Consider the following 23683-nt stretch of genomic DNA (forward strand, 5'->3'; position numbering starts at 1 on the left):
TCCTCATTTCGCGTCAGTATTTTCGCCGACCCGTGCCGCTTCTAGCTCTTCAGCCTTTTTCAGCATCGCGTGGAAACCGGAAAGATCTTTGACACCGTGACCACCGAGCATTTCCATGGGGGACATACGCTTGGCTTTCATCATGTTCAGGCCGAGCTTTTGTTTGCCCATGGAGACTTTTACACCTTCAGCAAAACCGTCTTTGAAGTACAGACCCAAACCCAGTTTCAGCTCGTTGACACGGCCTTTCTTGGTCAGGTTGTCCCAGAACATCTGCCCGAATTGTTCAGTTGGCTGATGTTTCGGCTTCATACCCATACGTTTGGAATAGTGCGCGAGGCCGTGCATGATGTGCGTAATGGGTAAGCCGCGCGGGCAACGTGCCACACAGTTGTAGCAGGACGTACACATCCACATCGAGGTGGATGACAGGACTTCCTCACGCTTGTTGGCGCGGATCATCATGAACAGCTCTTGCGGCGGGTGATCCCAGTGCGGCCCCAGCGGGCACGAACCGGAGCAGACGCCACATTGCATACACATTTTGACCCAGCTACCTTCCTCGACGTTATCCGTCACTTCCTTGAGAAAGTTGCCTTTGTATTTTTCAACCATCGCTTGATTGACAGCAGTAGTCATTCCAGCATCCTCCTTAGAACTTGAACGGGCTGAGGCCGACACGGTTAATCACTTCAACCATCTCATCCAGCAGCTTCGGTGCGCGGTCAATGTCGGTAATCGCCACTTCATGTACCGCTACCCGTTCGGATTCGAGGTTCATGGTGGACAGGGTGTCGCCGATCTTCTCCATCCTAACATGCGCCATTTCCGAGCCTTTCACAAAATGGCACTGATAGTCTGCGCCTTTTTTGCAGCCCATCATGACCACGCCGTCGTAACCACTGCCCAGCGCATCCTTGATCCAGATGGTGTTGGTGGAACCGAGGCAGCGTACCGGGATGACGCGGATGAAGGCGCTGGATTCGTTGCGCTTCATGGCAGCCATGTCGAGTGCCGGGTAAGCATCGTTTTCGCAGGCCAGTACCAGAATACGTGGCTTTTCCTGGAACTCGTCCGGTACATCGACGGCCTTGAGCTGCGCCCCGACCGTTTCAATGGAGTAGTTCTTGAAGGAAATAACCTGTACCGGGCAAGCGCCCATGCACGTACCACAACGGCGGCAGCGGGCTTCGTTGTACTTGGGGTAGCCTTTTTCGTCTTCGTCGATCGCGCCGAACGGGCATTCCACGGTGCAGCGTTTGCACTGGGTACAACCTTCCTTACGGAACGTCGGGAAGCTCAAGTCGCCAGAACGCGGGTGCGCGGCGCGACCAATCGCGGAGTTTTCAATCGCTTGAATGGCTTTCATCACCGCGCCCATCGCGTCGGTTTGTGCTTGGCCTGCGTCCATCGGGCGACGTACCGGGCCTGCGGTATAAATGCCGGTGCGGCGGGTTTCATACGGGAAGCAGATGAAATGCGAGTCAGCAAAACCATTCACCAAATGCGGCACGTCTGGCCCTTGGCGGTAGTTGAGGTTGAGGATGGATTCGACGGAAACCTTGATTTCGCCGCTTGCATCCTTGTCCTTCATGGTGTCGATGTCAGTGCCGGAATTGGGCAGCATACCCGTTGCCAAGACCACCAGATCAGCATCCATGTGCGCGTCTTCATCGAGGATCAAATCCTTGAAGTTGACTTGCAGGTCGTTGCCTTTGACATCAACCGTCGAGACTTTGCCTTTGCGGAAGGTAACGAATTTGTCTTGCGCACTGCGGTAGAAGTTTTCGCCGCCTGCACCCGGTGTGCGGATGTCATCAAACAATACGGTGGTTTCAATGTCAGGGTTAGTGTCCTTGAAATACATCGCCTGTTTGATGCTGGTGGCGCAGCAATGACCAGAACAATAGGACAAATGCCCTTCTTTCTGGCTGCGTTGCCCGGCACACTGTACGAATACCACGTTTTCGACGACTTTGCCGTCGGCACGTTTGATTGGGCCATCGCCTGCGGCCAGCGCCAGCGCTTCCAGCTCAAGCTGGGTGACCACGTTCGGGGTTTTGCCGTAGCTGAATTCAGGCAGCTTGTTGGCGTCGTATGGGGTGAAGCCGGTGGCTTGCACAATCGCGCCAAACTCGGCGTGAGTGCCCGTGCCGACAGTGGAGGCAATGTCCACTTCAAAACGCCCTGGCGCACCAGCGGTTTTAGCAATGGTGGCATTCAGGTAAACGGTGATTTTGTCATCCGCTTCTACTGCTGCAATCAGTGCGGCAACGCCCGTGTCTTGCGGGTTTTGGTAAGGGGAACGTTCGGGTTGACGCTGCTTGAGTTGCCCCATCACCCCGCCGAGATGGTCGGCTTTTTCGATGATGCTGGCGTAGTAACCGGCTTTGGAGGCTTCCAAAGCCGCCGTCATGCCCGTCATGCCGCCACCCACCACCATGATGTGGTTGTTTTTGCTTTGCTCACCACTGGCGTCGGCCTGCTGCATCGCCTTGGCTTCAGCGCAACCCATGCGGATGTAGTCGGCGGCCATTTCCTGCGTGGTTTCGTCGTGTTCGCTGCCTTCCGGGCGAATCCAGATAACACCTTCACGCAAGTTAACGCGGGCAACCGGGGTTGCACCAAAATGGAAGCTTTCGGTTTTCGCCCGGCGCGAACAGGCCATGATGACTGCTTTGGTAACTTTTTCGTCGCCTTCCGCTGCCATGTCAGCTTTGATCATGTCCACGCCTGCCTGACTGCACAGGAAGTCGTGGGTTTTGCAGAAACCAATACGGCCTTCGCGTACCGCGACGGTTTCGAGGGATTTGGTGTCAAGACGGTCGCCGATACCGCAACCCGTACACAGATAACCACCAATTTTCATCTTATGCTCCTGCTACCTGATTGACGACTTGCACGGCACGCAACGCGGCGGCTGTGGCATGTTGCACAGCGCGGTTTACATCCAGTGCATCGGAAGCAACGCCTGCGGCAAAAATGCCGCCGTTGCTGTCGTCCTGTTCGATGAAGCCTTCATCATTGACCATGATTTTGACCGGGAAACCTTTGAAGTCCACGCTGGGCTCCATGCCCGTCGCCAACACCACCAAGTCGTGCTGGTTGGCGTAACGCTTGTAGCCTTCAGTATCCACGCCGTGCAACACCGGGTTGCCGCTGGCTTTGTCTTCTTCGACCTTCGCCACTTTGGACTTGATGAAGCTGACATTCGGGTTGTCTTGCACCTTCTGGTAGAAATCGTCAAAACGGTCAATCGCCCGCATGTCGATGTAATAGATGGTGGACTTGCCGTCGTCGCCAAACTTTTCCTGCACGTAATTGGTTTGCTTGAGGGAAGCCATGCAGCAAATGCGTGAGCAATGTGCCAGATGGTTTTTATCACGCGAACCCGCGCACTGGATGAAGGCAACGTTTTTCGCTTCCTTGCCGTCAGAAGGGCGCAGCAATTTGCCGCCAGTGGGGCCGTGTGGGTCCATCAGGCGTTCAAATTCGACGTTGGTAATGACATTGGCGAAACGGTCGTAACCGTAAGGCTGAATCTTGTTGGCGTCGTAAGGTTTCCAGCCAGTCGCGAAAATCACCGCGCCTGCTTTCAGGTCGAGGGTTTCCACTTGCTGGTCAAGGTCGATCGCGCCGTATTTGCAGGCAGCCTTGGCCGCGTCGGCTTCTGCCGTGCCAATGAGGCGTTGGTCAATGATGTAATGCTGCGGGAAGGCCATCGCGTTAGGCAGGTACACGCCTTTGCGCTTGCCCATGTTGTAATTGAATTCGTCATCGAATTCCGTGGTGGCAGCCTTGGCACATTCGCCGCACGCGGTGCAGTGGTTGTTGACGTAACGCGGGGTCAGGGTCACGGAAACCGTGTAGTCGCCGGTGTCGCCGCTGATAGTAGCCACTTCGGCCTGTGTCAGCACCGTGAGGTTCTGGTTCATCTTGATGCGGCGCTGGTTGATTTCCTGTCCGCAGGTCGGGTGACACATTTTAGGGAAGTATTTGTAAAGCTGGGAAACACGTCCGCCCAAGTAGGGGCGTTTTTCCAGCAGGATGACCTGCTTACCCGTTTCGGCAGCTTCGAGTGCAGCGGTCATCCCGCTGATACCGCCACCGACGACGATAATGGTCTGGTTGGTTGCAACGACATCCGTCATTGAGGCTCCTCCGTCAAAGACAGTATTGTGGAATCCTGTGCGAAGCGCCGATACTGGCCCAATGTGTACGAATCGGGCGGGCGTCTTCCTTAGTGGCAGGCAGCATACTATATTTTATACGCCACATTCCAGCGTGTACCCTAATCGGGGTATGCGCTTTTATTGATTTGCAAATCAAAAATATTTATCAAAATATGCGAGGATGATAAATATCAATTATTCGTTATATTCTCACATTCTTATTGAGTGGCTTAGTGAAATTCAGCCAATTCTTTGATATGTGCAGTCACACTGCGCCCCAGTGGTGACAGTTCGTAGCCACCTTCCAGACAGGAAACCAGTCGCCCACCGGCAAATTCCTTGGCAATCTGGCACAGTTCTTTGGTGATCCAGATGTAATCGCGTTCGACCAAGTTGAAGTTGCCCATGTCGTCTTCGAGGTGGGAATCAAACCCGGCAGAAATCATCACCAGTTCTGGCTTGAAGTCGCGCATGGCAGGCAGCCAATGGGTTTCGATGGCTTCACGCCACGCCGCACCGCCGGTTCCGGCGGGCAGGGGCAGGTTGAAAATATTGGGTACGTCGGTATCAGCGCCGCTGTGCGGGTAGAAGGGGTGCTGGAACGATGAGCAGAACATAACTTTATCGTTACCGCTGAAAATTTCTTCAGTGCCGTCGCCGTGGTGTACGTCGAAGTCAATGATGACGACGCGCTCTATCCCGTAGACTTCCATGGCATGAGCTGCACCAACCGCCACATTGTTGAAGATGCAGAAGCCTGCTGCTTGGCTGCGCCCGGCGTGATGTCCCGGTGGGCGAATGGCACAAAACGTGTGTTTGTGACTGCCCGCCATCACCAAATCCACCGCCATGATGGCAGCCCCGGCGGCGTGCAGCGCTGCATCCAGCGAATGTGGGTTCAGCCCGGTGTCGCCGTCCAGCATCGCAAAACCTTCGGTAGGCACGCTGGCGAACACGCGATCCACGTATTCAGCATCATGCACCCGCAGCAGGTGTTCACGTTCCGCACAATGGGAGTCATAATGGCGTGAAATCCAGTCCACGCCCGACATGATCATGCGGTTGTTAATGGCATCCAGACGCTCCGCGCATTCAGGATGGTACGGTGAGCCATTATCGTGTAAATGGCAGTGAGAATGTGTAATTACGGCAACGGTCATGTTTTTTTCACGTAAATGAGCGTAAGATATGTTGCATTGCAGCAAAAGACGGGGTTCTCCCGTTTCTGCGCCCCATCATCATAGAGGTTTTGGCCATGAGCCACCATTACTTAAATCAACTCTTCACCCCAAACAGTGTCGCCGTGTTCGGTGCTAGCGAGCGGGAAAAAGCTGTGGGAACCCTAGTTTTCCAGAATTTACTAGCGGCCGGTTTTAAGGGTTCGCTTTACCCAATCAACCCCAAGCACGCCGAAGTCCAAGGTCAGGTAGCTTATCCGAATCTGGTAGCGTTAAACAAGCCAGTTGATTTGGCGGTGGTGGCAACCCCGGCTGCAACGGTTCCCGGCATTATCCGTCAGTGTGGCGAACACGGGGTCAAAGGCGTGGTGGTGTTATCGGCCGGGTTTGCCGAGGCGGGTAATCGCGGGCAACGTCTGCAAAAAGAGATTACCAATATTGCCGGGCAGTACGGTATGCATATCATCGGCCCCAATTGCTTGGGGATTATGCGCCCATCGGTGGGGCTGAACGCGACTTTTAGCCGCAATCAAGCGCAGCCGGGCAATCTGGCGCTGGTGTCGCAATCGGGGGCGATGTGTACGGCGGTGCTGGATTGGGCGGCAACGCAGGGCATTGGTTTTTCCACCGTCATCACGCTGGGCGATACGGCGGATGTGGATTTTGGTGATGCGTTGGACTTTCTGGCGCTTGACCCCAAAACCGACAGCATTTTGTTGTACGTGGAAGGTGTCCATAACGCACGCGGTTTCATGAGCGGTTTGCGCACCGCTTCGCGCATGAAGCCGGTGATTGTGTTGAAAGCCGGGCGTTACGAGGAAGGTTCCCATGCTGTCATGTCCCACACCGGGGCGATTGTGGGGCGGGATGATGCCTTTGACGCCGCGCTGGAACGTGCCGGGGTGGTGCGGGTGAATACCATTGCGCAATTGTTTTCGGCGGCGCAAGTCCTGTCGTCAGGGATTCGGGTGCAACAAGACCGTTTGCTGATCATTACCAATGGCGGTGGTCCCGGCGTGATGGCGACGGATAGGGCAGTGGAAATGGGTCTGCGCATGGCGGAAATTTCCCCGAATACCTTGGCGGAACTGAATAAGGTGTTGCCGTTTACGTGGTCACACGGTAACCCGGTGGATATTCTCGGTGATGCTGACCCGGAACGCTACATTGCCGCCCTGAAAATCTGTATGCAGGATGAGAATCTCGACGGCATTCTGGTGATGCTGACCCCGCAGGCCATGACTGACCCGGCGGGTGTGGCGGAAGCCGTGGTAAATAGTTGTAAAACCACCAAGAGCAGCAAGAACGGCAAGCATTGCAAGCCTCTCCTCACCTGCTGGATGGGCGAAGAGCAGGTGGCGGCAGGCCGCAAAATTCTGGCGGAAGCGGGCGTGCCGCATTTCCGCACGCCGGAAGCAGCGGTGGAAGCTTTTGCCTACCTGACCCAGTACCGCAGCAACCAGAAACTGCTGATGCAAGTGCCGCCTTCCGTGAGGGAGCAAACCACCGAACCGGATGTGGATGGCGCTCGCCTGATTATTGAAAGCGTGCTTTCCGAAGGGCGGCGTTCGCTGTCGACGACCGAATCCCGCGCTATCCTCTCGGCGTTCCGCATCCCTGCCATGCCGACCATTCTGGTGCGCAGCCCGTCGGAGGCACTGGTGGCAGCGGAATCGCTGGGTTATCCGGTGGTGCTGAAAATCAGTTCCCCCGACATTTCACACAAGTCCGATGTGGATGGGGTGCGTTTGAATGTTGCCAGTGCCCATGCGGTGCGTAGCGTTTATCTGGAATTGATCGAAGCCGCCCGCCGTAGTCTGCCCGAAGCGCGTCTCGACGGGGTAACGGTGGAAAGCATGTACCACAGTAAATCCTCTCGGGAACTGATGATCGGGGTGGTACGCGACCCGGTATTCGGCCCGGTCATCAGCTTTGGTATGGGCGGCACCTCGGTAGAAATTCACCGTGACCGCGCCGTGGCTTTGCCACCGCTGAACGATTACATGATCAAGAAAACGGTGTGCCGTACCCGTGTGGCACGCTTGCTGGGCAATTTCCGCAATATGCCCGCGATTAACTTCGATGCTTTGTGGAAAGTCATGCAGCGCGTGTCCGAGATGGTGTGCGAGTTGCCGGAAATCGTCGAAATGGACATCAATCCGCTGATGGCGGATGCGGATGGGGTGATTGCGGTGGATGCACGTTTCATCATCAATTACCCGCCAACTTCCGCGCGGCGTTATGACCACATGGCGATTCACCCTTACCCCAATGATCTGGTGAAACGCCAGCAATTACCTGACGGCACGGATATTATTATTCGCCCGATCCGCCCGGAAGATGCGGAAATGGAGCAGGAATTCGTGCGCAACCTGTCGAAAGAATCGCGTTACATGCGCTTTATGCAGGCATTGCGGGAACTCACGCCTGACATGCTGGTGCGTCTTACGCAAATTGATTATGACCGTGAAATGGCCTTTCTGGCGCTGACAAGGCAAGATGGCAAAGAAGTCGAAATGGGGGTGGCGCGTTACGCCATTAATCCCGACAAAAGCAGTTGCGAATTCGCGCTGGTGATTGCCGATGAGTGGCAAAATCGTGGCCTCGGTGGGGTGATGATGCAGACACTGATTGATGCGGCGCGTGCCAAAGGCTTGCGCACGATTGAGGGCGAAGTATTGCCGCATAACAATGGAATGCTTAAGCTGATGCAACGTTTAGGCTTTGCCCGTCATCAGGATGGGCTGGATGATGGTGTGGTGGTGGTGACTAAACGCTTAGGAGATACCTGTTGCTAACAGAAAATACAGCTTCCCCGGCAGTGTCGGTGGTGATGGCATTGGCGGGACACGATCCCAGCGGTGGTGCGGGTATTCAGGCGGATATTGAGGCGATTGCCAGCCAGGGTTGCCGCCCGGTCACGGTGCTTACCTGTTTGACCGTGCAGGATACCTGCAATGTACAACGCATTGAGCCGCTGGCGGATTACCTGATCGAGCAACAGGCGGAAACACTGTTGGCCGATATGCCCATAGCCGCCTTCAAGATCGGTTTGCTGGGCAGCGTGGATGTGGTGCAGGCGGTGCACCGCATTTTGTTGCAAGCGCCGGATGTGCCGGTAATCCTCGACCCGGTGCTGGCAGCAGGCGGTGGTAAAGGCTTTGCCAGTGATGAGTTGCTGGGCGCCATTCGTGAATACCTGTTGCCGCTGACGACCTTGCTGACGCCGAATGTGCCGGAAGCGGCGCAATTGGCCGTGCGTGGTGCAACGCAGGATGAACAGGCGTTTTCCTTACTGGACCAAGGCTGCGAATACGTGTTGCTGACCGGCACTCATGCGCAAACCGAGCGGGTAGAAAATGCCCTGTATGGCGATGGCAAGCGTTTGCGTACCTGGATGTGGGAACGGCTGCCGGAAACTTATCACGGCTCGGGTTGTACGCTTGCTTCTGCCTGTGCCGCGAATCTGGCCAAGGGTATGGAGGTCAGCAAGGCTGTTGCTGCCGCGCAAGCGTATACGTGGGGCAGTTTGCAAGCTGGATGCAAGTTGGGGCGCGGGCAGTGGTTGCCCGACCGTTTGTACTGGCGGCAGGCATGATGAAAGGACTCTACGTCATCACCGACGGTTCGACCGGCGACACGCTGTTGCGCAAGGTCGAACAGGCTTTGCGCGGCGGTGCTGCGCTGGTGCAATACCGTGACAAGACGGCCGACGCTATCCGGCGCGAGCGGGAAGCCGCCGCCTTGCGTTCCCTGTGTCATGAACACAATGCCTTGTTCCTCATCAACGACGACGTGGCATTGGCGAAAACCGTGCAAGCCGATGGCGTACACGTCGGGCGTGACGATTCCGCTCTGAGCGCCGCGCGGGGCTATCTCGGCAAGTCTGCCATTATCGGCGTGTCGTGCTACAACCGCCTGGAGTTGGCGCTGGAGGCTGCCGTACAGGGCGCGGATTATCTCGCCTTCGGTAGCTTTTTCCCGTCGCCGACCAAGCCGGATGCCCCCCGCGCTACGCTGGAATTGTTGCAACAAGCCCGCCAGCAACTCACATTGCCGATTTGCACGATTGGCGGGATTACGCTGGATAATGCGCCCAGCCTGTTGGCAAACGGCGCAGACATGCTGGCGGTGATTACCGATGTGTTCAATAGCCCGGATATTGTTCAGCAGGCATCCCGCTATCAGGCGCTGGTGTTGGCTCATACGGCATAAGACCCGGCTCAATACCCGGTTCTTCGGGGTAATAAGTGGGGTTGCCGTAAGCATCCAGCGGTTGGTCTAGCATCAGCGGTTCACCTTTGAGGAGGTCGATGGCTTCTTGCAGGACTGCCTGCCTATCAGGCTGTCGGGTTTGTTTTAGCTGGTTTTCAAAGCGCTGGCGTAGCACGGTATTCTGTTGCAGCCTTTTTAGCAGGGTATCGCCGCCCATGGATGCGCCCAATAACATCGCAAGCTGCTCTTCTGGCACGTTGCTATCCACAAGCCGCTGGTAAAACGTATCCGCCGCTTGCGCTGGGTCGGGGTGTTTCAGTAATTCAATCACATAGGCTTGATTGCCATATTCATAAAGGCTGTAGCGGTCTTGTGTGTTGGGGGTTGTCAGGCTGTTTTCCAGATAGCGCAGCAGCAATGGCTGGTGTTGTAACGCGATGGACTGGCTGAAGGTGTCGACGGCATTGGGGACAGTGCTTATGAAGATGGCGCTGCTCAATTGTGCATGTAAGCTCTGGCGTTGCTCTGGGGTCATCAGGGTGCTGCTGATTTCCCGGAGCAAGCCTGCAATATCGGCATTGGGGTCGCTTAGTTTGGTGTCTTGCAGGCGAAAGCTGAAATATTGGTCGGGAGCCATGCGTGCCCGTAGCATTTCCAGTTGTTGGGCGAAACGTTCGGCGGGAACCAGCCCGTGCTGGTCTTGCGACATGGTGTGGTACACATCCAGATAGGCTTTGAGCACGTCCGGGTCGGTTTCTTGCTGGAATTGGGTTTCGAGAAACTGCTGGATACGCTGCTGGCGTGGGGTAGCGGGGTGTGTTGGGGTTTGATCGGCGGGTGCGTTGGGGTCGTAATAGGTTGTTTCCGGGGGTAGCAGAATGCTGAATACTAGGCTGGTGCGTGCTGTGCCGCTGTAGCCGCTATTGCCCAGGGTGGTGAGCATGTCTTCAAACAGGGTGTCATCAATAGCATCGCTGATCAGGCTGAGAGCCAGTGAACTGGCACTGTCTTCCAGTCCCAGTGACAGCACTTGTTCCCAAACAAAGCGCTGGGTAAGGGGTTTGGAAAGGCTTTTGGCCTTGTTGATTTGTTGTTCAAGGCGTTGCGATAGCGTGTCAATGCGGGGTTGGTAGGTTTGTATCATGACCTCATCGGCAGATTGGTAAGGGGTCAGTGGGTTGAATAACTGGTTTTGCAGCATGGAAAGTTCCCGCATGATACTGTCAATGTCAGCGAGTAAGGGGTCTAACGCGGCCTGCTTGTCGGTGTCCGGGGTGGTTGGGGGCGTTGTCATGGCATTTGTTTCCGGCATCCAGCCAGCCGGTAGATTGCTGAAAACAGTGGTTTTTTGTGCTGCTAATGGGTTTTGGTACGCAGGGGAAATAGCGGCAGGCTTATCTAACTTGCCGTAAAAGTAAGTCATGAGCACGGCAATTACTGCTACTAATCCGAAACCCAGTTTGTAACTGTTCAAGTGCACGCCTCTCGCGTAAGATTACGGGGCTTTCCCGTTAACTCGTCAACTCTGCCAAGGATGCCAGCCGTGACCCGTTCCGAAACCCTGTTTGAACAAGCTAAACATTCCATTCCCGGTGGTGTCAACTCCCCGGTGCGTGCCTTCCGTGGTGTGGGTGGAACTCCGCGCTTTATTGCCCGCGCTCAAGGCGCTTATATGTGGGATGCCGATGGCAACCGTTTGATTGATTATGTCGGTTCCTGGGGGCCAATGGTCGCCGGGCACGCCCACCCGGAAGTGGTAGCGGCGGTACAGGCGGCGGCGGTGCACGGTTTGAGTTACGGTGCGCCGACCGAGCTTGAAATTACCATGGCGGAAAAAATCTGCGAGCTGATGCCTTCCATCGAAATGGTGCGCATGACCAGTTCCGGCACGGAAGCTACCATGTCCGCCATCCGCTTGGCGCGGGGTTTCACCGGGCGTAACTATTTGGTCAAGTTTGAAGGCGGTTATCACGGGCATGGCGATTCCTTGCTGGTGAAGGCGGGTTCGGGTGCTTTGACGTTCGGGCAACCCAGTTCCCCCGGTGTTCCGGCAGAATTGGCGCAATTCACCCTGACGCTGGATTACAACAATAGCGCACAAGTACGTGAAGTGTTTACGGCGCGGGGGCATGAAATTGCCTGCATCATTGTGGAACCGGTGTCGGGCAATATGAATTGCATTCCGCCTGTGCCAGGTTTCCTCGAAACCTTGCGTGACGTGTGTGATGCCAGCGGCTGCGTGCTGATTTTCGATGAAGTCATGACGGGTTTCCGCGTGGCTTTGGGCGGTGCGCAACAGGTATACAACATTAAACCTGATCTGACCACGCTGGGTAAAATTATCGGCGGCGGGATGCCGGTTGGAGCCTTCGGCGGGCGTCGCGACATCATGGAACACTTGTCCCCGTTGGGCGCGGTGTATCAGGCGGGTACGTTATCGGGCAATCCGATTGCGATGACCGCTGGTTTGAAAATGCTGGAAATCATTTCCCGTGACGACTTTTACGCGGAACTGACCAGCAAGACCACGTATTTGCTGGAAGGCTTGCAGCAAGCGGCGGATGCCGCCGGGGTTGCGTTCATGACCCAGCAAGTGGGCGGTATGTTTGGCTTGTTTTTTACTGCCGAAGCGCGTATTGATACTTACGCTCAGGTTACGGCTTGTAACGTTGGGCAGTTCAACCGTTTCTTCCACGGTATGCTGGATCGCGGGGTGTATCTTGCGCCATCCGCCTATGAAGCGGGGTTTGTCTCCAATGCTCATAGCCAGGCCGATCTGGATGAAACCATCGCTATTGCCAAAGACGTGTTTGCCAGCCTCTAAGCTGCAAGGAATGCCCTCGTGCTGTTAAGACTTTTTCTTTTGTTGGCGACCGTGTGGGTCGCTGCTCCGGCGTGGGCAGAAAATACGTCCTCTTCCATTTATTCCGAGGTGGAACAGTCGGTTTATCAGGTGCAGGTCATTAACCAGCAAACCGGCAAGAAAAATGCGATTGGTTCTGCGTTTGTGGTGATGGACCCTAGTATCATTGCGACCAATTACCATGTGGTCAGTACCTACGTGAATAATCCGCAGGGCGATTTTGCGCTGGATTACCTGTCGACCTCTGGTGCTAGCGGGCATCTGGAATTGCTGGCGGTGGATGTGATTCACGACCTTGCTGTGTTGAAAGCCAGCACCCCGTTGGGGAAGCCGTTGCAGATTGCCAAGGTTCCCCCAAAGGGCACGCGCCTGTATTCCCTCGGCAACCCGATGGACAAGGGGTTTTCCATTGTGGAAGGCACGAATAACGGGGTGATGAAGTCCAGCGATGCCAACAATATCCTGTTTTCCGGCAGCCTCAATCCGGGGATGAGCGGTGGCCCTACCTTGCTTGAAAACAAGGAGGTGGTGGGGGTCAATGTGGCGACTTCCGGCAATGGCTTGAGTTATCTGGTGCCTGCCGAGTACTTGTCAATCATGCTGGAACGCTTGAGGTCGAAAGGTTTTCAGGCCGATGAGGATATTTTTCAGCAAGTCGGTGAGCAGTTACTCAGTAATACTGATAAGTATGTACGGCGTTTGCAGGGCATGGAGTGGACGAGTGAGCGCATCGGTCATTTTATGGTTCCCATGGATATTAACGGCGCTACTCGTTGCTGGGATAACAGCGACAAACCTGTCCCGGGTGATTTGATGCATTCTTATTTCACCCAGTGCAGTAATGAGAGCAGCATTTATTTGGATGATGAGCTGGAAGTGGGTACGCTGTCGTATGAATACATTTGGCTGGATGGTAGCAAGTTGCTGCCCGCACGTTTCTACCGCCAATACGAGGCGATAAACGCCAGTGTCTCGAATAGCGGTGCAGGCAAGCAGGATGTGACCAATTTTGCGTGTTTCACCCATTTTACTCTGGTGTCAGGCCAGGAGTTCAAGCTAACGGTGTGTCGCCGCGATTACCTGAATTACGTCGGATTGAGCGACCTGTTGGTGACAGCGGCGCTGGTGGGGCATAAGCATGAGGGGATGCTGTTCAATATGGATATGACGGGAACAACATTTGCCAGTGGCATGGTGTTATTACAACGCATGTTGGAGGATTTCAAATGGCAAAAATGATGCTTGAAATCCAGAGGCGCGGCCTTAACCAGTACCAGCATCTGGAACATTTTCCGGTGACGATTGGGCGGGCGCTGGATAATGATGTGATCCTCTCCGACAGAACGGTATCGCCGCATCACTTGCGCTTGGAACAGGATGATAAGGGGCGCGTATTTATCCACAATCTAGCCGTGGAAAACGGTACGCGCCTGAATGACCATCCGCTGGGGCAACAGCCTGTGCAAGCGCCGATTCCCAGCCAGTTGGTGCTGGGGGATCGCAGGCTGCGCTTGGTGACGGTGGATACGCCCGTGGAAAATACTTACGTCAGCCATTGCCGCAGTCTGTTTACGCCGCTGTGTAAGCCCTTCTGGGCGGTGGCACTGCTATTGCTGGCAGTTGGTGGGATGTTCGCCAACAACTATCTGGATATTGCTTTACAGAAAGATGCGCTATTCTACTTTAGCGGTTTGTTGCCGAGCTTGTTATGGATTCTGTTCTGGACCTTGACGATCAGCGGGATTACCCGTTTGATTACTCACCGCTGGGAATTCACCCCGGCGTTAAGCGTGGTTTCCCTGTTTAGCTTGGTGCCCTTGGTATTGCAGGTTGCCGGTGAGGGGCTGGATTACTTCTTAACTTCGGATAAGCCTACTGCTTGGTTAATGGGCGGTGTGGGGGATTTCTTGCTGTTGCCAGTATTGGTGTATGCCTACTTGCACTGGGTGTTGAACCAGCGGCACTTGCCTGCCGTGGGGTTTGCGCTGGTGTTGAGTGCTTTGCCACTGGGCTTGCGTGCCATCAGTTTGCTGGATCAGGTGACGGTGGAGAGTGAGTTTTCCAGCGAACCGTATTACAACCAGACCTTGAGTTCCCTCAATCTCCACGCTAACCCAGCGTTGCCGCTGGCGGATTACCTGAAGAAAGCAACAGAAGCGTTGCCTTCACAGGTGGAAGAGTAAGCACTCCTCCCGATCAGAGATCACCGTAGTGGTGCTGGAGCAAGGCCAGTGCGGTGATGCTAGCAGTTTCAGCCCGCAGGATACGCGGGCCGAGTGACACGGGTGTAACGCCTGCTTGCACGCAGCTTGCTACTTCTGCATCGCTAAAGCCGCCTTCGGGGCCGATTAGCAAGGCAACGGGCGTCGGCAAGTCCAGCGGTAGGCTGTTGATGCGGGGGAAGTCACCCGGCGCGAGAATCAGGCGTGTGCCTTCAAAAGGCTGTTCCAGCCAGTCATCCAGTTCCAGCGGGGCATTCAGTTGCGGCATTCGGGTGCGCCCGGATTGTTCGCAAGCCGCTACCATAATGCCCTCCCAATGCTGCATTTTCTTGTCGACCTTTTCCTTGCCGATCCGCGCCACACTGCGTTGCGTGACCAGTGGCTGGAAGGTGGCAACACCGAGTTCTACCGCTTTTTGCAGGGCGAAATCCATTTTGTCAGGCTTGATGATGGCTTGCACCAGCGTGAGTTGCAGGGGGGATTCGGTATCAATCTCAGCAAAGGCTTCGATCAAGACAGAGGCACTGCGTTTGCTGACGTTGTGCATCTGCGCGGCATATTCACCGCCTTCACCGTTGAAGAGGATCAGGGGTTCGCCGACGTTCAGGCGCAAAACTTGCACGGCATGGCGGAAGGTGCTGTCGGGCAGGGTGAATGCCTGCCCGACAGTCAGTGCATCCGTGACATAAAAACGTGGAATGCGCATTAGTCCGCTAACCCGATGTTTTTCCAGATGCTCATGGTCGGTTCAACCCGGTTCATGGTGTAGAAATGCAGGCCGGGAGCGCCGGTTTCCAGTAGGTTCTCCGCCAGCAAACTGATGAATTCCTCGCCGAATTTGGCAATTGCATCGGTGTCATCACCATAGGTTTCCAGTTGCTTACGCAACCAGCGCGGGATTTCTGCACCGCACATATCCGAAAACCGTGCCAGTTGGGTGTAGTTGGTGATCGGCATAATGCCGGGCACGATGGGGATTTCCACGCCCTTTTTCACGCATTCATCCACGAAGTGCCAATACGCATCGGCGTTGAAGAAGTATTGCGTAATCGCGCTGTTTGCACCTGCATTCACCTTGCGCACAAAGTTGTCGATGTCGACTTTGAGGTTAGATGCTTGCGGGTGCATTTCCGGGTAGGCGGCAACTTCGATGTGGAAGTCATCGCCGGTTTCCTTGCGGATGAATGCCACCAGTTCGTTGGCGTAGCGGAATTCGCCGAGGTCGCGTGAGCCGGAAGGCAAATCACCGCGCAGGGCAACAATGTGTTTGATGCCGTTGCTGCGGTAAGTGTCGAGAATCTCGCGGATTTGTTCGGCACTGGAGCCGACACACGACAAATGCGGGGCGGCCTCAATGCCGGAATCACGCTGGATTTCCAGCACAGTATTCAGCGTATTGGCTTGCGTCGAGCCACCTGCACCGTAAGTGACGGAAAAGAAGCGTGGCTTCAATGTCGCCAATTGGGTGCGTACTGCCCGCAGATTTTCCGCGCCCTTGTCGGTTTTCGGCGGGAAAAACTCGAAGCTGAAAACCAGGTCATCGCCGTGGCTATGATCGTGTTGATGTTCGTCAGTCATGGTTATGTCTCACAAAGCAGTTACTGAACCGCTTTAATTGAAATTGAAAGCGTTGGTATAAGGTAGTGGCGTGCGTCGGCTGTGCTTCACGGATTTTTTCCAGCAAGGCGTCGTAGACAAACAGGTTTTGAAAGTCGACCTTCAAGCCTTGCAACACCAGCAATTCGGCGACAGGCAGGTAATCGCCACCGCGCCAGTATAAATAATAGGGCAGGGCATAAGGCATGACCTTGCCCAAACTCACTAAAGAATCCGTTGCCGCGACCCGTTCCAGCAAGCCTTGCGGCTGTGCTAAATCAATGTCGAACAGGGTTTGCAATGCCGTTTCAATTTCTGTGATTACCGTCGCTTCAACCGGTAGCCCCATCTGGCAGGTGTAAGTGTGGTAGTTGAGCCAATGCCCCAACAACACCCGTGCATCTGCGACGGTTTGGCTGGTTTTGCGCTGATAGTAATCGCGAATACGCGGCGTTGCCCAGACGTGGTTTGCCAGCGTCACAGGGTGATCAGCCAGTACACACACTTGCGTCATCCCGAATGGCTCGATGTGACACCATGCAAAACCGGCTTGGCTTGCCAAATCCGCCAGCTTTTCCGGTGATAGCAGGAAATAATGCGCTCCCGGTGACAAAGCGGCGAGTAACTCACCCGGCGGCGTTTGCAGGTTTAATGCGCCAGCCCTCGGTGTGGTTAACAGCAGGATGCCATTGGGTGTCAGCGAGCGTTTGATTTCTTGCAAAAGAATCAAAGGGTCAGCGACATGTTCCAGTACTTCCGTGGCATAAATGAAATCAAATAGTTTGCCCTGAAGACTGCTGGCTTCATGCAGGTACTGCGGCAGAATCGGCACTTCCAGCAGACGTGAACCCATTACACCATACGCGGAAGGTTCCAAGCCTATTACGGTGTCGGCATTCCACATTGTTCGGCAATAATCCAGCGTGACCCCAGCATTGCAGCCGATTTCCAGCACTGAATGGAATGGCGTAAACGGCAAGCGTTCCAATAGGCTCACTTTCCAGTCTAGCCCGCCCACGATTTCCAGATAATGGTAGATGTAGTAAGGGAAATCAGGGTCTTGCAGAATAATCTGGGTATCAGGATACGGGACGAGAAAACGTTCCATAGCCGGAAACCATGCACTTTTGCAGCTACCGCACTCAGCAACATCCATAACGCCCAAAGCGCTTGCCCAATGGGCAACTTTGAGAATCAAGTGGTTGTGCTGGGTATTGCCACAAAGCCGACAGGCATCCGTGGTGACAGGACGCGGGTTGTACCAAACGACCCGATCATTTTGCATGGTGATTGCCTTTGAAGAAAGGGGAAGTGAATCTTCCCCTTTACGCTACGTTTTTGCTACTTAGTAACGGTAATGGTCAGCTTTGTAGGGGCCTTCCACCGGAACATCAATGTAATCCGCTTGCGTTTGAGTCAGTTCGCTCAGTTGCGCGTTGAGTGTTTTCAACTGTAAGCGAGCCACTTTTTCGTCCAAATGCTTCGGCAGAATGTAAATGCCCAGTGGGTATTTGCCAGAATCACGTTCTGCCCACAACTCGATTTGCGCGATGGTTTGGTTCGCAAAAGAAGAGGACATAACGTAAGACGGGTGACCTGTTGCACAGCCCAAGTTCACCAAGCGACCTTGTGCCAGCAGGGTGATGCGCTTGCCATCAGGGAAAATAACGTGGTCAACTTGTGGTTTGATTTCATCCCACTCGTACTGTTCCAGTGAGGCTACGTCGATTTCGTTATCAAAGTGACCGATGTTGCAAACGATGGCTTCGTTTTTCATCGCCTTCATGTGGTCATGGTTGATTACGTGGAAGTTGCCCGTTGCAGTCACGAAAATGTCTGCTTTGTCAGCAGCGTATTCCATGGTGACCACGCGGTAGCCTTCCATTGCCGCTTGCAGGGCGCAGATGGGGTCGATTTCTGTTACCCAAACTTGTGCAGACAGTGCCCGCAACGCTTGGCAAGAGCCTTTGCCCACGTCACCGTAACCGGCAACTACCGCAACTTTACCGGCAATCATGACGTCGGTAGCACGCTTGATGCTATCCACAAGTGATTCACGGCAGCCGTACAGGTTGTCGAACTTGGATTTGGTGACGGAATCGTTGACGTTGATCGCTGGGAATTTCAGCTCGCCACGGGCGTGCATTTGATACAAACGGTGTACGCCAGTAGTGGTTTCTTCGGTCACGCCACGGATTTCAGCCAGACGGGTGCTGTACCAGTTCGGAGACGTTTCCAGACGTGCACGGATAGCCGCGTACAGGAAGGTTTCTTCTTCGGAAGCCGGTTTGCTCACGATGCTGATGTCTTTTTCAGCGCGTGCACCCAGATGCAGCAGCAGGGTGGCATCGCCGCCGTCATCCAGAATCATGTTGGCTTGTTCGCCATTAGGCCACTCGAAGATTTTGTGGGTGTAGTCCCAGTATTCTTCCAGTGATTCACCTTTGAAGGCGAATACCGGTGTGCCCGTTGCTGCGATGGCTGCTGCGGCGTGATCTTGCGTAGAATAGATGTTGCAAGAAGCCCAGCGCACGTCTGCACCCAGTTCTTTCAGGGTTTCGATCAGCACAGCCGTTTGGATGGTCATGTGCAATGAACCCGCGATGCGTGCACCTGCCAGTGGTTTGGCTGTGGCGAATTCACGACGGATCATCATCAAACCCGGCATTTCGTGTTCCGCGATGTTGATTTCCTTGCGGCCCCAGGCAGCCAAGCCCATGTCGGCTACGATGTAGTCGTTAAACGTTGTCATATTGTCATCTCCTAAATTTTTTACAGGCCAGCGGCAGAGCGCAGGGCAGCAGCTTTGTCAGTACGTTCCCACGGCAGGTCGAGGTCTTTACGACCGAAGTGACCGTAAGCCGCTGTGCCGCGATAGATTGGGCGCAGCAGGTCGAGCATTTTGGTGATGCCGTAAGGGCGCAGGTCGAAGTGTTCGCGTACCAGATCAGCGATCAGGGTTTCATCGACAGTATTAGTGCCGAAGGTTTCAACCGTGATGGAAGTGGGTTGTGCCACGCCGATAGCGTAGGAGACTTGAATTTCGCAACGTTCTGCCAAGCCTGCTGCGACGATGTTTTTCGCCACATAACGCGCTGCATAAGCGGCAGAACGGTCAACTTTGGAAGGGTCTTTACCGGAGAATGCGCCGCCACCGTGACGCGCCATGCCGCCGTAAGTGTCAACGATAATCTTGCGCCCGGTCAGGCCGCAGTCGCCCACAGGACCACCGATCACGAAGTTGCCGGTTGGGTTGATGTGGTATTGCGTACCAGCGTGCAGCCATTCTTCTGGTAGGACTGGCTTGATGACGTGTTCCAGCACGGCGCTGCGCAGGTCGTCAAGGCTGATCTCAGGGTTGTGCTGGGTAGACAGTACCACTGCGTCGATGGCAACGATTTTGCCGCCTTCGTAACGCACAGTGACTTGCGATTTCGCATCCGGGCGCAGCCAAGGCAGCGTGCCGTTTTTGCGCATATCCGCTTGTTGCTTTACCAGACGGTGGGAATAGGTCAGTGCCGCTGGCATCAGTACGTCAGTTTCATTGCTGGCGTAACCGAACATCAAGCCTTGGTCGCCCGCGCCTTGGTCTTCTGGCTTGGCACGGTCAACGCCCATGGCGATGTCGGGGGATTGCTTGCCGAGTGCATTGATGACCGCACACGTGTGGCCGTCGAAACCAATTTCGGAATTGTTGTAGCCGATGTCGTTAACCACGCCACGCACGATACCTTCGTAGTCGATTTCAGCATTGGTGGTGATTTCGCCTGCCAAGACGACCATGCCGGTCTTGGTCAGGGTTTCGCAGGCAACGCGTGCATACGGGTCTTTGGCGATGATCGCGTCCAGAATGGCGTCGGATACCTGATCCGCCATTTTGTCCGGGTGGCCTTCGGAAACAGACTCAGAAGTGAAGAGGTAGCTTCTCTCAGTCATTAAAGTTCTCCTAACTAAAAATTAAATGACTGAGCGCCGTTGGTATGTCCAACCATTATCTGAGCCTGGCGGGATGTTCCTTTCCCGTCGCAACGCTCCTCAGATACCATGGGTTGCGGATAACTCACTAGCCTTGTCAGTTCCCGACGAACGGCATAATAACGAAAAAAAACCCGCGTTGCACCATCCCACACCCCGGAAAGTGATAAAAAAATCACACAAATGGGGTGTTCTCTATCCAACAAGGGAGAGTTGCCCCCTTAGCAGAAGTCCGCCACAATACAAGACACTATACCGCCTGCATAATAAATATACGAAAGGCTCGAATGCTACCTATTTGAAAACTACAGGAGACCCATCAATGACTACACGCCGCGAGCTGGCTAACGCAATCCGCGTTTTGGCAATGGATGCCGTACAAAAAGCAAATTCCGGGCATCCGGGCGCACCGATGGGCATGGCAGATATCGCCGAAGTCCTCTATAACGATTTCATGTCACACAATCCGCAAAACCCCAAGTGGGTCAACCGTGACCGTTTCGTAATGTCCAACGGTCATGCTTCCATGCTGCCTTACTCTGTGCTGCACCTGACAGGCTATGACCTGAGCATGGATGACCTGAAAGCTTTCCGTCAATTGCATTCCAAAACCCCAGGCCACCCGGAATACGGTTACGCGCCGGGTATCGAAACTACCACAGGCCCACTCGGTCAAGGCATCACCAATGCCGTGGGTATGGCGCTGGCAGAAAAAATTCTGGGTGCGCAATTCAACAAGCCGGGTCACACCATTGTTGACCATTACAGCTATGTGTTCCTTGGCGATGGCTGCTTGATGGAAGGTATCTCCCATGAAGCGTGTTCATTCGCAGGCACGATGGGTCTGGGCAAACTGATTTGCTTCTACGACGACAACAATATTTCCATCGACGGCGAAGTCGACGGCTGGTTCACAGACGATACCCCTAAGCGTTTTGAAGCTTATGGCTGGCACGTACTGAGCGTTGATGGTCACGATGCTGATGCAATCAAGGCAGCCGTTGTGGCAGCGAAAGCTGAAACCAACAAGCCCACCATGATTTGCTGCAAAACCACCATCGGTTTTGGTTCACCGAACAAGGCTGGTTCACACGACTGCCACGGTGCAGCACTGGGTGATGCAGAAATTGCCTTGACCCGTGCACAACTGGGCTGGGCTCATGCGCCGTTTGAGATTCCTGCCAACGTTTACGCAGGTTGGGATGCAAAAGCCAAAGGTGCAGCGGCTGAAGAAGCGTGGAACGGTACGTTTGCAGCTTACGCGGCAGCCTTCCCTGCTGAAGCGGCTGAATTCAAGCGCCGTATGGCTGGCGAACTGCCTGCTAACTGGGCGGAAGAATCTGCGAAAGTGATTGCGGCGATTGATGCGAAAGCAGAATCTCCAGCGACTCGCGTGGCGTCCAAGAATGCGCTGGATGCGTTTGCACCACTGCTGCCTGAATTCCTCGGCGGCTCTGCTGACCTGACGCCTTCCAACAATACCTTCAACAAAATGAGCAAGCACATCAGTGCGGGTCATGGTAAAGCGCAAGACTTCAGCGGCAATTACCTGTCTTACGGTGTGCGCGAATTCGGTATGAGCGCGATCATGAACGGCATGACCCTGCACGGCGGTTTGCTGCCTTACGGTGCGACCTTCCTGATGTTCTCTGAATATGCCCGTAATGCGCTGCGTATGGCTGCGTTGATGAATATTCAGACGATCTTCGTGTACACCCATGACTCTATCGGTCTGGGCGAAGACGGCCCAACTCACCAAGCGGTTGAGCAAATCCCGACCCTGCGCATGATCCCACGCATGTCGGTATGGCGTCCTTGCGATGCGGTGGAAACAGCGGTTTGCTGGAAACACGCGATTGAATACAAAGGCCCTAGCACGCTGATTTTCTCGCGCCAGAACCTCAAGCATCAAACCCGCGATGCCGCGACCCTTGCCAATATCGCTAAGGGTGGTTACATCCTGAAAGATACCGCTGGCACACCTGACGTGATCGTGATCGCAACAGGTTCTGAAGTGCAGTTGGCGATGGAAGCCGCCGCCGCTTCTGACAAGAAAGTGCGCGTGGTTTCCATGCCATCCACTGACGTGTTTGACGCACAAGACGCAGCGTACAAAGAATCTGTCCTGCCCGCAGCCGTGACTGCCCGTGTTGCAGTAGAAGCAGCGATCGGTGATGGATGGTATAAATATGTCGGACTGAATGGTAAAGTTGTCTGTATGACGACGTTCGGCGAATCTGCCCCAGCGGATCAATTGTTCAAGCAATTTGGCTTCACTGCCGAAAACGTCTTGAACGCGATCAATAGCGTCGCATAAGCAAATCGACAACCGGCGGCTTTTCTGAGGAGGGGAGCCGCTACTCATTTTATCTGATTAATTTTAGAGGAGTTCTTCATGACAATTAAAGTTGGCATCAATGGTTTTGGTCGTATCGGTCGTATGGCTTTCCGCGCTATTGCCAAGGATTTTCCTGGTATCGAAGTCGTCGGTATCAATGACCTGTTGGCGGCTGATTACCTTGCATACATGCTGAAATACGATTCCGTACACGGTCGTTTCGGTGGTGATGTTGCGGTTGACGGTAACAACCTGCTGGTTAACGGCAAAACAGTACGCCTGACGGCTGAACGCGATCCTGCCAACCTGAAATGGGGCGACATCGGCGTTGACATCGTGCTGGAATGCACGGGCTTCTTCCTCGACGAAGCAGGCTGCCAGAAGCACATCGAAGCAGGCGCGAAGAAAGTGGTTATGTCCGCTCCTTCCAAAGACACTACCCCAATGTTCGTTTACGGCGTAAACCACAACACTTACGCCGGTCAAGCGATCATTTCTGCGGCATCTTGCACCACTAACTGCTTGGCACCTGTTGCGAAAGTTCTGAACGACACTTGGGGCATCAAGCGTGGCCTGATGACTACCGTTCACGCAGCGACGGCTACCCAGAAGACGGTTGACGGCCCTTCCATGAAAGACTGGCGCGGTGGTCGTGGTATTTTGGAAAACATCATTCCATCCTCCACCGGTGCTGCTAAAGCGGTTGGCGTGGTACTGCCAGAGCTGAAAGGCAAACTGACGGGTATGGCGTTCCGCGTGCCAACGTCTGACGTTTCCGTGGTTGACTTGACGGTTGAGCTGAACAAAGAAGCGACTTACGCTGACATCTGTGCAGCCATGAAAGCAGCGGCTACCACTGGTGAGATGAGCAAGACACTGGGCTACACCGACGAGAAAGTGGTTTCCACTGACTTCCGTGGTGTTGGCTTCTCTTCCATCTTTGATGCTGAAGCGGGTATCGCGCTGGATGGCACCTTCGTGAAAGTCGTGGCTTGGTACGACAACGAATACGGCTATACCGCTAACATGCTGCGCTTTGTTGAGCACGTAGCAGCGAACTAAGGTTCAAAGGATGGGCGGGGAATCCCTCGCCCTCCTTCCCAGATCACTCAAATAAATCATCC

Annotated in this window: 18 protein-coding genes and 1 riboswitch; of the genes, 8 read left to right on the plus strand and 10 right to left on the minus strand. The window is 54.6% G+C overall.

Annotation, left to right across the window (positions count from 1 at the left end; genetic code table 11):
• Positions 1-3: 3 nt before the first annotated feature.
• From J9253_RS18175 to J9253_RS18190, 4 genes are all read right to left on the minus strand, one after another.
• Positions 4-639 carry a 4Fe-4S dicluster domain-containing protein gene (locus J9253_RS18175; RefSeq protein ID WP_051542808.1) on the minus strand — a complete coding sequence of 212 codons (636 nt, stop codon included), beginning with the start codon at positions 637-639 and terminating at the stop codon, positions 4-6.
• Between the two features lie 13 nt (positions 640-652).
• Positions 653-2869, minus strand: coding sequence for a hydrogenase iron-sulfur subunit (locus J9253_RS18180; RefSeq protein WP_210222271.1), 2217 nt, complete (start codon positions 2867-2869; stop codon positions 653-655).
• 1 nt (position 2870) lies between these two features.
• Positions 2871-4151 (minus strand): CoB--CoM heterodisulfide reductase iron-sulfur subunit A family protein, encoded by a 1281-nt coding sequence (locus J9253_RS18185; RefSeq protein WP_210222272.1) that lies wholly within the window; start codon positions 4149-4151, stop codon positions 2871-2873.
• A 251-nt stretch (positions 4152-4402) separates the two neighbouring features.
• On the minus strand, positions 4403-5332 hold the full coding sequence (locus tag J9253_RS18190) for a histone deacetylase family protein (protein ID WP_210222273.1): 930 nt from the start codon (positions 5330-5332) through the stop codon (positions 4403-4405).
• A 95-nt stretch (positions 5333-5427) separates the two neighbouring features.
• Here J9253_RS18190 and J9253_RS18195 point away from each other — a divergent pair, with 95 nt between their 5' ends.
• The 3 genes from J9253_RS18195 to thiE are packed head-to-tail and all read left to right on the plus strand — an operon-like array spanning position 5428 to position 9565.
• The gene (locus J9253_RS18195) at positions 5428-8148 is read left to right on the plus strand and encodes a bifunctional acetate--CoA ligase family protein/GNAT family N-acetyltransferase (RefSeq protein ID WP_210222274.1); all 2721 of its coding nucleotides are present in this window, start codon (positions 5428-5430) and stop codon (positions 8146-8148) included.
• A complete protein-coding gene (gene thiD, locus J9253_RS18200) occupies positions 8142-8948 on the plus strand; it encodes a bifunctional hydroxymethylpyrimidine kinase/phosphomethylpyrimidine kinase (RefSeq protein WP_210222275.1) in 807 nt (268 codons plus the stop codon). Before J9253_RS18195 ends, thiD begins: the two co-directional genes overlap by 7 nt.
• Positions 8945-9565 carry a thiamine phosphate synthase gene (gene thiE, locus J9253_RS18205; RefSeq protein ID WP_228291426.1) on the plus strand — a complete coding sequence of 207 codons (621 nt, stop codon included), beginning with the start codon at positions 8945-8947 and terminating at the stop codon, positions 9563-9565. The genes thiD and thiE overlap by 4 nt, the downstream gene beginning before the upstream one ends.
• Here the strand turns inward: thiE and J9253_RS18210 are convergent.
• Positions 9498-11039 carry a hypothetical protein gene (locus tag J9253_RS18210; protein ID WP_210222276.1) on the minus strand — a complete coding sequence of 514 codons (1542 nt, stop codon included), beginning with the start codon at positions 11037-11039 and terminating at the stop codon, positions 9498-9500. The two genes, thiE and J9253_RS18210, sit on opposite strands and share 68 nt — an antisense overlap.
• Positions 11040-11108: 69 nt before the next feature.
• On the opposite strand from J9253_RS18210, the gene hemL reads away from it, so the two are divergent.
• Genes hemL through J9253_RS18225 form a run of 3 tightly spaced genes read left to right on the plus strand, consistent with a single transcriptional unit; the run spans position 11109 to position 14611 of the window.
• Entirely contained in the window at positions 11109-12389 is a 1281-nt protein-coding gene (gene hemL / locus J9253_RS18215; RefSeq protein ID WP_210222277.1) for a glutamate-1-semialdehyde 2,1-aminomutase, read from the plus strand.
• 18 nt (positions 12390-12407) lie between these two features.
• Positions 12408-13667, plus strand: coding sequence for a S1 family peptidase (locus J9253_RS18220; protein WP_210222278.1), 1260 nt, complete (start codon positions 12408-12410; stop codon positions 13665-13667).
• On the plus strand, positions 13655-14611 hold the full coding sequence (locus tag J9253_RS18225; protein WP_210222279.1) for an FHA domain-containing protein: 957 nt from the start codon (positions 13655-13657) through the stop codon (positions 14609-14611). The genes J9253_RS18220 and J9253_RS18225 overlap by 13 nt, the downstream gene beginning before the upstream one ends.
• Positions 14612-14624: 13 nt before the next feature.
• Here the strand turns inward: J9253_RS18225 and J9253_RS18230 are convergent, their stop codons facing one another.
• The 5 genes from J9253_RS18230 to metK are packed head-to-tail and all read right to left on the minus strand — an operon-like array spanning position 14625 to position 20182.
• Entirely contained in the window at positions 14625-15356 is a 732-nt protein-coding gene (locus J9253_RS18230; RefSeq protein ID WP_210222280.1) for a 16S rRNA (uracil(1498)-N(3))-methyltransferase, read from the minus strand.
• Positions 15356-16228 (minus strand): methylenetetrahydrofolate reductase [NAD(P)H], encoded by an 873-nt coding sequence (metF, locus tag J9253_RS18235; RefSeq protein ID WP_210222281.1) that lies wholly within the window; start codon positions 16226-16228, stop codon positions 15356-15358. Before metF ends, J9253_RS18230 begins: the two co-directional genes overlap by 1 nt.
• On the minus strand, positions 16221-17531 hold the full coding sequence (locus tag J9253_RS18240) for a class I SAM-dependent methyltransferase (RefSeq protein WP_210222282.1): 1311 nt from the start codon (positions 17529-17531) through the stop codon (positions 16221-16223). Before J9253_RS18240 ends, metF begins: the two co-directional genes overlap by 8 nt.
• Before the next feature lie 60 nt (positions 17532-17591).
• The gene (gene ahcY, locus J9253_RS18245) at positions 17592-18998 is read right to left on the minus strand and encodes an adenosylhomocysteinase (protein ID WP_210222283.1); all 1407 of its coding nucleotides are present in this window, start codon (positions 18996-18998) and stop codon (positions 17592-17594) included.
• Positions 18999-19018: 20 nt separating this feature from the next.
• Positions 19019-20182 carry a methionine adenosyltransferase gene (gene metK, locus J9253_RS18250; protein WP_210222284.1) on the minus strand — a complete coding sequence of 388 codons (1164 nt, stop codon included), beginning with the start codon at positions 20180-20182 and terminating at the stop codon, positions 19019-19021.
• A 24-nt stretch (positions 20183-20206) separates the two neighbouring features.
• Positions 20207-20289: riboswitch (S-adenosyl-L-homocysteine riboswitch) on the minus strand.
• A gap of 254 nt (positions 20290-20543) precedes the next feature.
• Between metK and tkt the strand changes: the two genes are divergently transcribed.
• Positions 20544-22538, plus strand: a complete 1995-nt coding sequence (tkt, locus tag J9253_RS18255; RefSeq protein ID WP_210222285.1) for a transketolase — start codon at positions 20544-20546, stop codon at positions 22536-22538.
• A gap of 78 nt (positions 22539-22616) precedes the next feature.
• Positions 22617-23621: a type I glyceraldehyde-3-phosphate dehydrogenase gene (gene gap, locus J9253_RS18260; RefSeq protein WP_028488274.1), complete on the plus strand. Its 1005-nt coding sequence runs from the start codon at positions 22617-22619 to the stop codon at positions 23619-23621.
• The last annotated feature ends 62 nt before the right edge of the window (positions 23622-23683 follow it).

Source organism: Thiothrix litoralis, from assembly GCF_017901135.1.
Lineage (GTDB): Bacteria > Pseudomonadota > Gammaproteobacteria > Thiotrichales > Thiotrichaceae > Thiothrix > Thiothrix litoralis.